At 63.6% G+C, this 13869-nt stretch carries 13 protein-coding genes; 5 read left to right on the top strand and 8 right to left on the bottom strand.

The genetic code is table 11. The features are described from left to right. The first annotated feature begins 64 nt into the window (after positions 1 to 64). Positions 65 to 1843, top strand: coding sequence for an N-acetylglucosamine-specific PTS transporter subunit IIBC (nagE, locus tag BUS12_RS29470; RefSeq protein ID WP_074300883.1), 1779 nt, complete (start codon positions 65 to 67; stop codon positions 1841 to 1843). A gap of 162 nt (positions 1844 to 2005) precedes the next feature. On the opposite strand, the gene cydX is transcribed toward nagE, so the two are convergent. The 5 genes from cydX to rpoH all read right to left on the bottom strand — a co-directional run bounded on the left by cydX (position 2006) and on the right by rpoH (position 6449). Beyond that, the gene (gene cydX, locus BUS12_RS29465; RefSeq protein WP_074300882.1) at positions 2006 to 2125 is read right to left on the bottom strand and encodes a cytochrome bd-I oxidase subunit CydX; all 120 of its coding nucleotides are present in this window, start codon (positions 2123 to 2125) and stop codon (positions 2006 to 2008) included. 57 nt (positions 2126 to 2182) lie between these two features. Beyond that, positions 2183 to 3319 (bottom strand): cytochrome d ubiquinol oxidase subunit II, encoded by a 1137-nt coding sequence (gene cydB, locus BUS12_RS29460; protein ID WP_074300881.1) that lies wholly within the window; start codon positions 3317 to 3319, stop codon positions 2183 to 2185. A 53-nt stretch (positions 3320 to 3372) separates the two neighbouring features. Then, positions 3373 to 4971, bottom strand: a complete 1599-nt coding sequence (locus BUS12_RS29455) for a cytochrome ubiquinol oxidase subunit I (RefSeq protein ID WP_074300880.1) — start codon at positions 4969 to 4971, stop codon at positions 3373 to 3375. Then, positions 4961 to 5221: a cytochrome oxidase putative small subunit CydP gene (gene cydP, locus BUS12_RS29450; protein WP_074300879.1), complete on the bottom strand. Its 261-nt coding sequence runs from the start codon at positions 5219 to 5221 to the stop codon at positions 4961 to 4963. Before cydP ends, BUS12_RS29455 begins: the two co-directional genes overlap by 11 nt. A gap of 292 nt (positions 5222 to 5513) precedes the next feature. Beyond that, positions 5514 to 6449 carry an RNA polymerase sigma factor RpoH gene (gene rpoH, locus BUS12_RS29445; RefSeq protein WP_074300878.1) on the bottom strand — a complete coding sequence of 312 codons (936 nt, stop codon included), beginning with the start codon at positions 6447 to 6449 and terminating at the stop codon, positions 5514 to 5516. Between the two features lie 386 nt (positions 6450 to 6835). Between rpoH and BUS12_RS39500 the strand changes: the two genes are divergently transcribed. Beyond that, positions 6836 to 6967 carry an acyloxyacyl hydrolase gene (locus BUS12_RS39500; protein ID WP_429307531.1) on the top strand — a complete coding sequence of 44 codons (132 nt, stop codon included), beginning with the start codon at positions 6836 to 6838 and terminating at the stop codon, positions 6965 to 6967. A 44-nt stretch (positions 6968 to 7011) separates the two neighbouring features. Next, positions 7012 to 7395, top strand: coding sequence for a nuclear transport factor 2 family protein (locus BUS12_RS29435; protein ID WP_074300876.1), 384 nt, complete (start codon positions 7012 to 7014; stop codon positions 7393 to 7395). 122 nt (positions 7396 to 7517) lie between these two features. On the opposite strand, the gene leuA is transcribed toward BUS12_RS29435, so the two are convergent. Together leuA and ybiB are read right to left on the bottom strand one after the other, a co-directional pair. Further along, entirely contained in the window at positions 7518 to 9242 is a 1725-nt protein-coding gene (gene leuA, locus BUS12_RS29430; RefSeq protein ID WP_074300875.1) for a 2-isopropylmalate synthase, read from the bottom strand. Between the two features lie 552 nt (positions 9243 to 9794). Then, positions 9795 to 10769 carry a DNA-binding protein YbiB gene (gene ybiB / locus BUS12_RS29425; RefSeq protein ID WP_074300874.1) on the bottom strand — a complete coding sequence of 325 codons (975 nt, stop codon included), beginning with the start codon at positions 10767 to 10769 and terminating at the stop codon, positions 9795 to 9797. Between the two features lie 296 nt (positions 10770 to 11065). On the opposite strand from ybiB, the gene BUS12_RS29420 reads away from it, so the two are divergent. Both BUS12_RS29420 and maiA read left to right on the top strand, forming a co-directional pair. Further along, the gene (locus tag BUS12_RS29420; RefSeq protein WP_074300873.1) at positions 11066 to 11764 is read left to right on the top strand and encodes a fumarylacetoacetate hydrolase family protein; all 699 of its coding nucleotides are present in this window, start codon (positions 11066 to 11068) and stop codon (positions 11762 to 11764) included. Positions 11765 to 11792: 28 nt separating this feature from the next. After that, positions 11793 to 12437, top strand: coding sequence for a maleylacetoacetate isomerase (gene maiA / locus BUS12_RS29415; protein ID WP_074300872.1), 645 nt, complete (start codon positions 11793 to 11795; stop codon positions 12435 to 12437). 133 nt (positions 12438 to 12570) lie between these two features. Here the strand turns inward: maiA and ftsY are convergent, their stop codons facing one another. Beyond that, on the bottom strand, positions 12571 to 13806 hold the full coding sequence (ftsY, locus tag BUS12_RS29410) for a signal recognition particle-docking protein FtsY (protein ID WP_074300871.1): 1236 nt from the start codon (positions 13804 to 13806) through the stop codon (positions 12571 to 12573). Positions 13807 to 13869: the final 63 nt, after the last annotated feature.

Here is a 13869-nt window from a genome sequence, read left to right as displayed (position 1 = left end):
CAATTTCGCTACATAACCACGTAAAGCTACGACTCGACGAAGAGACAAAGGATTGGAGGTGTAAATGGATGGGAATCCGTTTCTGAAGGTGCAGCGGCTCGGCCGCGCGCTGATGCTGCCGATTGCGGTGCTACCGGTTGCCGGGCTGCTGCTGCGACTTGGCCAGCCTGATGTGTTCAACATCAAGATGATCGCCGACGCGGGCGGTGCGATTTTCGACAACCTGCCGCTGCTGTTTGCAATCGGCATCGCGGTCGGCTTCGCGAAGGACAACAACGGCGTGGCGGCGCTCGCGGGCGCGATCGGTTATCTGGTCGAAATCGCGGTGATGAAGGACATCAACGACAAGCTCAACATGGGCGTGTTGTCGGGGATCGTGGCGGGTCTCGTGGCCGGGATGCTGTACAACAAGTACAAGGACATCAAGCTACCCGAGTACCTCGCGTTCTTCGGAGGGAAACGCTTCGTGCCGATTGTCACGGGGGTGACCTGTCTGGTGATCGGCATTGTGCTCGGCTACGTCTGGCAACCGGTGCAGTCGGCGATCGACATGGCCGGCCACTGGCTGACCACCGCCGGCGCGATCGGCGCCTTCGTGTTCGGCGTGCTGAACCGCTTGCTGCTGGTGACGGGCCTGCACCACATCCTGAACTCGCTGACGTGGTTCGTGTTCGGCAGCTTCACGCCGCCGGGTGGCGGGGCTGCGGTCACGGGCGACCTGCACCGCTTCTTCGCGGGCGACCCGACCGCCGGCACCTTCATGACGGGCTTCTTCCCGGTGATGATGTTCGGCCTGCCGGCCGCGTGTCTCGCGATGTTCCATGAGGCACCGAAGGAACGCCGCGCGATGGTCGGCGGCCTGCTGTTCTCGATGGCGCTCACCTCGTTCCTGACGGGCGTGACCGAGCCGATCGAATTCAGCTTCATGTTCCTCGCACCGGTGCTGTATGCGATCCACGCGGTGCTGACCGGGATCTCGCTCGCCGTCTGCTCGGCGCTGGGGATTCACCTCGGCTTCACCTTCTCGGCCGGCGCGATCGACTATGTGCTGAACTACGGTCTGTCGACCAAGGGCTGGTGGGCGCTGGTGATCGGTGCGATCTACGCCGTCGTGTACTACGGCCTGTTCCGCTTCTTCATCCGCAAGTTCAATATGGCGACGCCGGGCCGCGAACCCGCTGCTGCTGAAGAACAGATCGAGTCGTTCGACAAGGGCGGTTACGTTGCACCGGCTGCTGCCGCATCCGTGCCGCGTGCCCAGCGCTATATCGCAGCATTGGGTGGCGCCGCGAACCTGTCGATCGTCGATGCCTGTACGACGCGTCTGCGTCTGTCGGTGGTGGACCCGAGCAAGGTTTCGGAAGCGGATCTGAAGACGATCGGTGCGCGTGGTGTGCTGAAGCGTGGCGCTACCAGCGTGCAGGTGATCATCGGACCGGAAGCGGACATCATCGCCGACGAAATCCGTACCGTGATTGCTCAGGGCGGCGGCGTCGAGGCTAAGCCGGCAGTGGCGGCGGCAGCGTCTGCTGCTCCTGCTGCAGCGGTTGCCGGTGCGCAAAGCGGTCCGCTCGATCCCGATCCGGCGCGCTGGCTCGCGGTGTTCGGCGGTGCGACCAATATCGTGTCGCTGGATGCGGTGGCGTCGACCCGTCTGCGCGTCGTGGTGACGGACCCGACCGCGGTGGATCGTCAGCGTCTCGCCGCGCTCGACGTGGCGTGGATCTCGCCGGATACGTTCCACATTGTCGTCGGTGAGGCTGCACCGCGTTATGCGCAGCAGTTGTCGGCACGTCTGCCGGCGGCGGGTGCAACGGGTGCGGCTGCGCCTCAACCGGCGTGACGCGATGTGACACGGGAGCGGTTTCGACCGTCTCCGTGTCACGGTGAATGAATCTGCACGAAAAAGAGCGGCGCCTGTCATACAGGCGCCGCTCTTTCGTTTACCGCTCGTCATGAATGAGCTGCTTGAACAAGCCGCTCATCAGGGTTCCTCAGCAGGTGGTCAATCCGTCTTGCGCTTTGCCGCCGCCTCAGCCGGCCGCTGCGACTCGAGCCACATCACATTGATGATGCCAAACGAGAGGGCCACGCCAATACCGAGAATCCAGCTGAAATACCACATCATGTGCTCCTGTGAATTCAGTTTCAGTTACGTCTGCGACATCATGGGAAGGACACCTCAATACATCGAGTGGCTGTTCTCCTCGAGCGCGGCCCTCGTCACCTTGCCGCGCATCACGCGGTACACCCAGCTCGTGTAGATCAGGATGATGGGCAGGAAGATGATCACGGCGATCAGCATGATCTGCAGCGTCATCTGGCTCGAAGTCGAATCCCACACGGTGAGGCTGCTGCGTCCGTCGAGCGACGACGGCATGATGAACGGGAACATCGAGAAGCCTGCCGTCAGGATCACGCCGACGATCATCAGCCCGGTGCAGATAAACGCGCTCTTCTCAAAGCGCGAGCTTGCGAGCAGCACGGCCAGCATGCCGCCCACTACGCCGATCACCGGCGCCGCGACCATCCACGGGTAGGTGGAGTAATTGGTGAGCCACAAACCGGGCGCTCCGATCACGCTCTTCAACAGCGGATTGGCGACCGTATCGAACGGCGCGGCGTCGACGATCTGATAGCCGCCGATCATCGTCGCAACCAGCGCGCCGGCAACCAGGAACAACACCACGCCGGCCAGCGACGCGATGCGCAACGCCAGCGACGCGCGACGCGCAATCACGTCGTCCGTTTTCATCTTCACGAAGGCGGCGCCGTGCGCGGCCAGCATCGACACGCTGACGAGCCCGCACAGCACCGCAAACGGATTGAGCAGCGCGAAGAAACTGCCGTGGTAGGTGACGCGCAAGTCCGTATCGAACGAGAACGGCACGCCTTGCAGCAGGTTGCCGAAGGCGACGCCGATCACCAGCGCCGGCACGAAGCCGCCGATGAACAGCGCCCAGTCCCACGCGCTACGCCAGCGCGGATCTTCACGCTTGCTGCGGTAGTCGAAACCCACCGGCCGGAAGAACAGCGAGAACAGCACCAGCAGCATGGCGAAATAGAAACCCGAAAACGACGCGGCGTAGACGAGCGGCCACGCGGCGAACATCGCGCCGCCCGCGGTGATGAACCAGACCTGGTTGCCTTCCCACGTTGCGCCGACCGTATTGACGACGATGCGCCGCTCCGTATCGGTCTTCGCGATGAAGGGCAGCAGAATGGCCGTGCCCATGTCGAAACCGTCGGTGAGGGCGAAGCCGATCAGCAACACGCCGATCAGGACCCACCAGATCACTTTGAGGGTTGCGTAATCCATGATGATTTTTCCCTTTTACACAGCTTGGACAGCTTGCGCAGCGTGATGGCGACTCATGCGGCCGTGGTGCTCAGCGGCTTGGACGGCTGACCGGGCGGCGGCGTTTCGTGGTGGTAGCGTCCCGTATGCAGTGACGACGGGCCGAGGCGCGCGTACTTGAACATCAGCGTGATCTCGATCACGAAGAGCGCTGTGTAGAACACCACGAAGCCGCCAATGCTCAGATACAGGTCGGTGGCCGTCAGGCTCGAGGCAGACAATGCCGTGGGCAGGATGCCGGCAATGGTCCACGGTTGACGGCCCACTTCGGCCACCACCCAGCCGAATTCCGCCGCGATCCACGGCAATGGAATGGCCCACACGGCCCAGCGCAGGAACCAGCGGCGCTTGTCGAGCAGCAGCGAACGCTGTGCGCAGAACCAGAACGCCAGCACGAAGGTCGCAAGAAACAGGATGCCGAGGCCGACCATGATCCGGAACGAGAAGAACACCGGCAGCACGGGCGGGATGGTCTTCTTCGCCGCCTGGGCGATCTGCTCCGGCGTCGCGTCGGTGACGTTGGCGGTGAACTGCTTGAGCATCAGCGCATAGCCGAGATTGTCCTTGTGGAGTGCGAAGGTGGTCCTGGCGTCGTCGGTGGCATTGCCTTGCTTCAACTGCTGCAGCGCCCCGTACGCGAGCATGCCGTCCTTGATGCGGATTTCGTTGTGCGCGATCAGATCCTTCAGGCCCAGCACCGGTTCATCGAGCGAACGCGTCGCGATAATGCCGAGTGCGTACGGAATCCGGATCGCGTAGTCGGTCCGCTCTTCCTTCTGGTTCGGAATGCCGAAGATCGTGAACGGCGCCGGTGCCGGCGCGGTTTCCCATTCCGATTCGATGGCGGCGAGTTTGACCTGCTGGACTTCGCCGGTGCGGTAGCCCGATTCGTCGCCGAGCACGATCACACAGACCGTCGACGCCAGGCCGAAACCCGCCGCAATCGCAAATGAGCGCAGCGCGAATTCCGTGTCGCGGCGCTTGAGCAGATACCACGACGAGATGCCGAGCACGAACATCGACGCGGTCACATAACCGGCCGACACCGTATGCACGAACTTCACCTGCGCCACCGGGTTGAACAGCACGGCGAAGATGCTCGACAGCTCCATGCGCATGGTTTCGTAGTTGAACTCGGCGCCGACCGGATTGTTCATCCAGCCGTTCGCGACCAGAATCCACAGCGCCGACAGGTTCGAGCCCAGCGCCACGAGGAAGGTGACGATCAGATGCTGCACTCGCGACAGACGGTTCCAGCCGAAGAAGAACAGGCCGACGAAAGTCGATTCGAGGAAGAAAGCCATCAGCCCTTCGACGGCGAGCGGCACGCCGAAGATGTCGCCCACGTAATGCGAGTAATACGACCAGTTGGTGCCGAACTGGAACTCGAGCGTGAGGCCGGTCGTGACGCCCATGGCGAAGTTGATGCCGAACAGCTTGCCCCAGAACTGCGTCATGTCCTTGTAGATCTGCTTGCCGGTCATCACGTAGACGGCTTCCATGATGACGAGCAGCCACGACAGTCCAAGCGTCAGGGGGACGAACAGAAAGTGATAAAGCGCCGTCACGGCGAACTGGAGGCGCGAAAGATCGACGACTTCGCTAACGGGCATGTTGATCACCTTGAGACGGATGCGGGGCAGGCGCTGAAAGCAGGGCTTGCGCAACGAGTGCGGGCGGCATGGACATGTTGTCCGCCAGAGGATGATTGAAGAAGGCGTACTTCAGGACCATCAGGAGTGCAAATTTGATGGCGAGCACGATGGCGATATCTCGCCCAAAGGTGGGTCCGCGCGCCCAGTTGGCGATTCGCGCGCGCAGGGTGACGCGAGGCGGATTCCTGTCGTGTAGCGTTATGGTCATGATCGGTCGATGGACGACTTCACACCGGTTTGCCCGGTCGGATTCAAACCGCGCAGGTGACCTGGGCGGCTTGGCGAGTACATAACGATATTAAGATAGGGGCTGGCAGCGAGGAAGTTCGCGACCGTGGCATTGGGTCGCGGAAGGGTGCCGTCCATCTCAGTAATACAAGCAAGCTTGCGATACGTCAAGGAAACGGGGTGCGATTTCCACGGGAGCAAGAAAAAGCCCTGCCGTCTTACGAAGGCAGGGCTAGTGTCTGACAGGGCACCGGAGGGCGCCGTGTTGGGCGTTAAGCGTACTCGTTCAATGCGCTGCGCATTTTCTTCATGGCGCTGGCTTCGATCTGGCGAATCCGCTCGGCCGACACGCCGAATTCGTCGGCGAGATCATGCAGCGTGGAACCGCCCGAGCCGTCGTCTTCGACGTGCAGCCAGCGCGCTTCGATGATGCGGCGGCTGCGTGCATCCAGCGATTCCAGCGCGCTGGCGATACCGTCGCTCTGCAGCTTGTCGCGCTGACGCGCGGCGAGCACAGCCGTCGGTTCGCTATGCGAATCGGCCAGATAGGCGATGGGCGCGTACGATTCCTCACCGTCCTCGACCTGGCCTTCCAGCGCGATGTCGCCGCCGGACAGCCGCGTTTCCATCTCGGCCACTTCCTCGCGCTTGACGTTCAGTTCCTTGGCGAGACCTTCGATCTCGTCCGGCGTGAACGCGCCCAAGCCCTGCTTGTGGCTGCGCAGGTTGAAGAACAGCTTGCGCTGCGCCTTGGTGGTGGCGACCTTCACCATGCGCCAGTTGCGCAGGATGTATTCGTGAATCTCAGCCTTGATCCAGTGCATGGCGTACGACACGAGACGTACGTTCTGCTCCGGGTCGAAGCGCTTCACGGCCTTCATCAGGCCGATATTGCCTTCCTGGATCAGGTCGGCATGCGGCAGACCGTAGCCCAGATAGTTACGCGCGATCGAAACCACCAGCCGCAGGTGCGACAGGACAAGGCGGCGCGCAGACTCCAGATTGGCCTGGTCGCGGAATTCAGTGGCGAACTGGCGTTCTTCCGCCGGCGTCAGCATCGGAATCCGGTTCACGGCCTGGATGTAGGCGTCGATATTGCCCAGTTGACCGGGCAGCAGCGAAGAATGCGAGAGCGCCAGTGCACCTGCCGAAGCGGCCTTAGCCGACGACGGGCTTAGAGTACTCGGAAGGGTCATTGCGTTGCTCACGTAGAAAACTCCTTGGAATCAGCAAATTGCTCAGTCGAACTTCGACTCCAGCGTGGATGTTAGCACTCTGAATTACCGAGTGCTAATACTTAGAGTGCGTGGGGGTATCCCGGTTCCCGCATGGCTATCGAAATTTGATTTTCAATAGCATCATACGCCTTCTGCAACTTCCCGGGGATGAGCGTAGGATTTGCTGTGGATACGCGTCTGTCTGTGCGGAATCACCGGTTTTTTGAGGTTTGGGGCAGCAATCCGGCGGTTTCAGGCTTTCTTCTTATGATTTATTGCTCTTGCGGCCCCCAATATATAGAGGGTTTACTCGGTGTCTGGCGGGGGCGAACCGCACCGGGAAGGGCGGATTCCGGCCTGGGTCGGGGCCGAATTCGATCGGATGGCTGCCCGGCAGCCGTCCAGCGCACCTGGCGAGCTACCGGATTCAGCACCTGGCGAACAGCGGTATCAAAGAGCCGAATCCTGGTATAAATTTCAGCCAGCTATATTTGCAACGTAACTTCTGACGACCGTGGCCACTGTCGGCCCGTCGAGGCAAAGGGGCTGAGCAATGGCCGAAAAGGTGATCGAAGCGATTCGTGGGCTCGAGCGCGACCGTTTTCGCGCGATGGTCGACGGTAACGGGCCGTTGCTCGACACGCTGCTCTCCGACAACGTGAGCTATATCCATACGAATGGCAAACGCGAAACGAAGCAGCAGTTCATCGACGGGATCACGGCCGGGCGCCGCCGCTACCGGCAGATCGAGATCCAGTCGCAGGATGTGCTGCCGGCCGGGCGCGAGACCTTTATCGTGACGGGCCGCGCGCTGATCGAGATGGAGGCGAACAACGGCGCGTTGCTGTTTCCGATTGCCTATACCGCGATCCACGCTCAGGTAGACGGGCATTGGCGGCTGGTGGCATGGCAGGCGACGCGTTGCGCGATCGAGTGAGGCCGGTGGGCTTCTTTCGTCAGGCCGCTTTTTGAGCGGTCCGCGCACGGAGGCGGCAGATCGTGCCGCGCCCGCTCAAGCCTTCGCCTGCCTTTGCATGCCTGCTGGCCGACGTGTGGACCTCAGGCTGCGGCTCGACGGTCAGGCTCTTGCCACACGGTCCGATTCGCCCCGCAGGCCCGGTTGACCGCGCTGACAACCGCGTCCACGACTGCGGCTACGTCCTCTGCGCTGACCCCAACGCCGTAACGGACTCCCTGTTCACCGACGCGGCAGCCCACGAACACGGCCGTGCGGCCGTCTGCTGTACGCGTGCTTTCCACCGAGGTGAGTTCGACAGGCTGCTCTGAGGCGGTCGCGAGCGCGGCGGTAACACGCTGGGCGTGTTGCTCAACCGCTTCGTATTGCCCCTGCCCCTGCCCCTGCCCCTGCCCCTGCCCCTGCGCACTGCCGCGCGCAGGTTTCGCCGCAGCCACGCTGAAGTCGCGGTTCTCCCACCGGACCGTCGACGCATTGACGCGCCGCGCCGGCCCTGCAACCTCGAAGTATTCCCGCGCGAACAACGCGCAGATCGCCTCGCCGCTTATCTCGGCGCCGCTGTGATCCGCGGCCGCCTGCACGGCCTGGCTGAACTCGATTTGCACGCGGCGCGACGGCGTGAAGCCCATACCGCGCTCGAGCAGATAGGTCGAGCCGCCCTTGCCCGACTGGCTGTTGACGCGGATCACGGCGTCATAGCTGCGTCCTACATCGGCCGGGTCGACCGGCAGGTACGGCACCTCCCAGACGGCATCCGGCGCCTGCTGCGCGAAGCCCTTGCGGATGGCGTCCTGATGCGAGCCGGAGAACGCCGTATAGACGAGGTCGCCGGCGTACGGATGGCGCGGATGCACGGGCAACTGGTTGCAACGCTCCACCACGCGGCGCACGGCGTCGATGTCCGAGAAATCGAGGCCCGGGTCGATGCCCTGCGAGTAGAGGTTCATCGCGAGCGTGACGAGGTCGACGTTGCCGGTGCGTTCGCCATTGCCGAACAGGCAGCCTTCGATGCGGTCGGCGCCGGCCATCAGCGCGAGCTCGGCGGCCGCGACCGCGGTGCCGCGGTCGTTATGCGGATGCACCGACAACACGATGCTGTCCCGGTAGCCGAGGTTGCGGTCCATCCATTCGATCTGATCGGCGTACACGTTCGGCGTGGCGGACTCGATCGTGGCGGGCAGGTTCACGATCATCTTGTGATCGCGCGTGGGCCGCCACGTTTGCGCGACCGCGTCGCACACCTCGCGGGCAAACGGCAGCTCGGTCATGCTGAAGGTTTCCGGCGAGTACTGGTAGATCCAGTGCGTCTGCGGCCGCGCTTGCGCGTACTGCTTGATGAGCCGGGTGCCCTCGACCGCGAGCGCTTTCACCTCATCCTTCGACTGGTTGAAGACGATCTTGCGGAACGACGGCGCGATTGCGTTGTAGAGATGCACGATCGCGCGCGGCACGCCGTCGAGCGCCTCGAAGGTGCGCGCGATCAGTTCCTCGCGTGCCTGGACGAGCACTTCGATCGTCACGTCGTCGGGAATGCGTTTTTCGTCGATCAGCTTGCGCACGAAATCGAAGTCGGTCTGCGAAGCCGACGGAAAGCCGACTTCGATTTCCTTGAAGCCGATCGCGACCAGCATCTCGAAGAATTCGAGCTTTTGCGCGCTGTTCATGGGTTCGATCAGCGCCTGGTTGCCATCGCGCAGATCGGTGCTCATCCAGACCGGCGCCTGCTGGATCGTGCGGCTGGGCCATTTTCGGCCGGTCAAACGGACGGCGGGGAAGGGACGGTATTTTTCAGCGGGGTTGCGCAACATGGTGAGCCTCGTTCGTTTCGTTGGATGCCAAGGGGTGTGGCGTCGAGCGGCGGGCGGGCTGCCACAGGTGCACGGCCCGCCAGCCGGGCGCTAGCGGGAGCAACGAACGGGCGCGGACAAGGCACATCATGGCGATCATGACGCCGGTAAAGGGATTGAGTGATGCAGAGGCAACGTGCATGTGACCCTCGCGACTCGTCCGAATGGTAAACGGACGAATGCAGACGACTGACAGGTTGTAAAAGGAACGACGGTTTGGGGTGACGCTGAACTACGGGAACTGCTTTGAGGACCGGGCCTGAGCCGCGGAGGCGGCCAACGCGCGGCGCTACGCCTGGCTTACGCTAGACGTAGCGATAGGGGCCGCGCTAGGCGGCCGGAGGTAATTCGGAGGGTGTTCGGAAGGGAACGCATGGGTCCAATGTATGCGAGCGAGCCGCGGCGTGTCAACCGCCGATCCGCGCAATGACACGTTGCACGGCGTCGCGCGCCGGGCTTTAGCACGCCGTGACGCCCGTCATGACTGGGGTTTCGGCGATACCGCGACGCCCGTCATAGAGGGGTTCTGGCGATATCCACGATCACTTCGATCTGCCGCTCGATCGCGCCCGGCACCGGCGCCTCGCCGCGCAGCACGGCGTCGATCCATGCGGCGGTGGTCGCGGCGTCGCGCGCTTCCGGCAGTTCCACTTCAGGCGCGTCGGCCGACGAGCGTTCGGCGGCCACCCGCGTGTCGCAGATGCCGTCGTGCAGCCAGTCGATCTGGACCTGGCGGCGCGTATCGGCCACCGCTTCGCCCTCGGTGCCGCGCGCGAGCAGCGCACCGCCGGCGGCGGCATCCGGATGTGTGCTGAACAACTGGGTGAGACTCTCGCGATAGGGCGGATGCGTGTAGTTGACGAGCCGCAGCCCCGCCGGCGCGAACGGCTGCAGGATCTTGACGAGCGTATGGGTGGAATTGCGCACGCCCATTCGGCGCCGTAAGGCGAGCAGGCGCGCGAGCTTCGGCGCGAGAGCGGTGATTGGCGCAAAGGCTAGCCGGCGCGCGGCGAGGTTGTCTTCGATCTCCGCGTGGCTTTGCGCGTGCGCAATCTGCAGATGCGTGAAAATCTCCGCGCTGGTCACGCGGCCCGGATCTTCGGTGACGCCGTGCACGAGCACCGGGACGCCTTCACGGGCCAGCAGCAGCGCGAGCAGCGGCACCAGATTGGGCTGCTTGCGCGCGCCGTTGTAGCTGGGAATGGACACCGGCCGGTAGGCGCCGTGCGCAATCTGGATCGGTTCGAACGAGGCGTGAGCGGCCGCCAGCATCGCGGCGAGTTCGTCGGCGGTTTCGCCTTTCACCCGGTAGGCCAGCAGCACCGCGCCGAGCTCCAGATCGCCGACGCGTCCGTCGAGCATCGCGCGATAGAGCGCGTGCGTGTCCTCGGACGTGAGCGCGCGGGCGCCGTTCGGGCCGCGGCCGATCTCCTTGATAAAGCGGGCGCAGGGGAACTCGGAGGCAACGGTTTCGGCTGATTCGGTCATCGGGTTCAGTGTGGCTGGGTGGCCTCGCGCTCGACGCGGTTGGTCACGGTATTCAAAGGTTAAGGTGCTGCCGCCGGCCGTGCCGGAGGCGGTACTCGAAGCGGTACCTGTAGTGAGTATCGCATCTGCAGCGATCTTGCAAGCTGGCGGGAAGATGGCGGCGGTATGGCCATCCGGCCATAAGGCCCGCTGGGCGGCGCGTTTGTGCCTTCCTCGCGCCACCCATGTTTCCCTGCGCGTTACACTCAACGTTTTATTGCCGCGCCCGCGGCGCTTACTAAAGATTGGAGAACGGGATGAGTTACGTGTTTGCTCCCGCACCGGTGGTCGCGGTGCCGGTCGTGGGGTCCAGCGATCAGTTCGCGGTGCGCCGCATCTACTGTGTGGGCCGCAATTACGAGGCGCACGCGCGCGAGATGGGGCACGACCCTGACCGTGAGCCGCCGTTCTTCTTCAGCAAGCCCGCCGACGCCGTGGTCTATGTCGCACCAGGCGAGACCGGCCAATTCCCGTATCCGGCGCAGTCGAAGAACGTCCATTTCGAAATGGAACTGGTCGCCGCCATCGGCAAGGCCGGCAAGGACATTCCGGTCGAGCAGGCGCTTGAGCATGTCTACGGCTATGCGCTCGGACTCGACATGACGCGTCGCGATCTGCAGGCTGAAGCGAAGAAGCTGGGCCGTCCCTGGGACACCGCGAAGGGCTTCGATCACTCGGCGCCGCTGGGTCCGATCCATCCGGTGTCGACAGTGGGACAGGTCGGCAAGGGCGCGATCTGGCTGAACGTCAACGGTGAGGAAAAGCAGCGTTCGGACGTGTCGCAACTGATCTGGTCGGTGGCGGAGACGGTGGCTTACCTGTCGACGCTGTACGAACTGTACCCCGGCGATCTGATCTTCACGGGCACGCCTGAAGGCGTCGGCGCGGTGGTGAAGGGCGATACGATGAAAGGTGGCGTGGACGGGCTAGGCGAGTTCAGCGTGCGGGTCGTCTGAAATCACGGTGGGGAGGAGACAAATCAATATGAAGCTTTATAGCTATTTTCGGAGCTCGGCGTCGTATCGCGTGCGCATTGCGCTGAACCTGAAGAATCTGCCGTACGACTATGCGCCTATCCACATGCTGCGCGATGGCGGTGAGCAGCTCAAGCCGGAGTATCGCAAGCTGAATCCGGATGGGGTGGTGCCCACGCTGGTGGATGGCGACAACGTGCTGCAGCAGTCGCTCGCGATCATCGAGTATCTGGAGGAGACGCATCCCGAGCCGCCGTTATTGCCGAAGGCGCCGGCCGATCGTGCCTATGTGCGCTCGGTGGCGCTGCAGATTGCCTGCGAGATTCATCCGTTGGACAACCTGCGTGTGCTGAAGTATCTGAAGCACACGGTGGGCACCGACGACGAGACCAAGGACGCCTGGTATCGTCACTGGGTCGAGGCGGGTTTTACGACGCTCGAACAGCATCTGGCCGGCGATTCGCGGACCGGCAAGCTGTGCTTCGGCGACACGCCGACGCTCGCCGATGCGTGTCTCGTACCGCAGGTGTTCAACGCGCAACGCTTCAAGATCGACGTGACGCGATTTCCGACGATCCAGCGCATTCACGATCACGCGTCGCAACTCGACGCGTTCGCGCGGGCGGCGCCTGGTGTGCAGCCGGATGCGGAGTGACGAAGGTAGCTGACTGACTGGCCGGTTTGGCTGGCGGTCAGGCTAAAAGCAAAGAGGGCACCCCGCGGGGTGCCCTCTTTGTTGGTGCGGTGATTGTGCGGCTTGCCTGCAGCCCTTTTGGCCGCGTTGCTGGTCAACCGCCCAGCAACGCGTCGGAAAACTCTTCCGCGCTGAACGGCTGCAAATCTTCGACCTTCTCCCCGACTCCAATGAAGTACACCGGGATCGGGCGTTGCCGTGCAATCGCCGCAAGAATGCCGCCCTTGGCCGTGCCGTCGAGCTTGGTGACGATCAAACCGGTGAGGCCCAGCGCGTCGTCGAATGCTTTCACTTGCGTGAGGGCGTTCTGACCGGTGTTCGCGTCGATGACGAGCAGCACCTCGTGCGGCGCGCTGTCCATGGCCTTGCCGATCACGCGCTTGACCTTGCGCAGCTCTTCCATGAGATGCAACTGGGTCGGCAGACGGCCAGCCGTGTCGGCCATCAGCACGTCGATCTTGCGCGCGCGCGCGGCGCCCACCGCGTCGAAGATCACCGCGGCCGGATCGCCGCTTTCCTGCGATACGACCGTCACGTTGTTGCGTTCGCCCCAGATCGCGAGCTGTTCGCGGGCGGCGGCGCGAAACGTGTCGCCGGCGGCGAGCAGCACGGACTGATCGAAGCTCTGCAGATGCTTCGCCAGCTTGCCGATGCTGGTGGTCTTGCCCGCGCCGTTCACGCCCGCGATCATCATCACGAGCGGCTGGGCGCGGCCGAGCATCAGGGATTTTTCGAGCGGCTTGAGCAGGTCGATCAGCAGCGTGCGCAGCGCGGTCTTGACCTGCTGCGGATCGCTCAGCCGCTCGGCGCGCACTTTTTCGCGGAGCGATTCGAGCAGGAATTCGGTGGCGTCGACGCCGGCGTCGGACATCAGCAGGGCGGTTTCGAGTTCCTCGTACAGGTCCTCGTCGATCTTGGTGCCGACGAAGATGCCCGTCAGGTTCGAACTGGTCTTCGACAGGCCGCTCTTCAGGCGCGTGAGCCAGGACTTCTTCGCCGAGGCTTCGGGCAGCGGCGGCGGCACGATCTCGACGGTTTCGAGCGCGCTTTCGTCAGGTTCTGCCTGAAGCGGCGTTTGCGGCCGGCTGAGGGTGGGTGCCGCTTGCGCGCCATTGACACTGGCCGGCTGCGGCGCAGCGGCGGCCTTGGGAGCTGCCGGCGCTGCTGGCCGCTCCACGGCGGCTGCGGAGGCTGGCGAGGCGCTACGCTGCGTCCCGGCAGGCGCAGCGGCGCCTGCCGCGGGCGCAACGGATTCCGGCGCCGTCTGCGACTCCTCGGGCGTTGCGTCGGGCTCTTTCGAACCCTTGAATCGTTTGAAAAAGCTGAACATGGTCTGGCGTGGTGAGAGCGAGCGCCGGTGCGCGCAGCCGGCGAACACCGGTGGCAGCGGCAG

Source organism: Paraburkholderia phenazinium (assembly GCF_900142845.1).
GTDB lineage: Bacteria > Pseudomonadota > Gammaproteobacteria > Burkholderiales > Burkholderiaceae > Paraburkholderia > Paraburkholderia phenazinium_A.
Note: the sequence above shows the minus strand (reverse complement) of the source record. Positions and strands in the feature narration are given on the sequence as shown.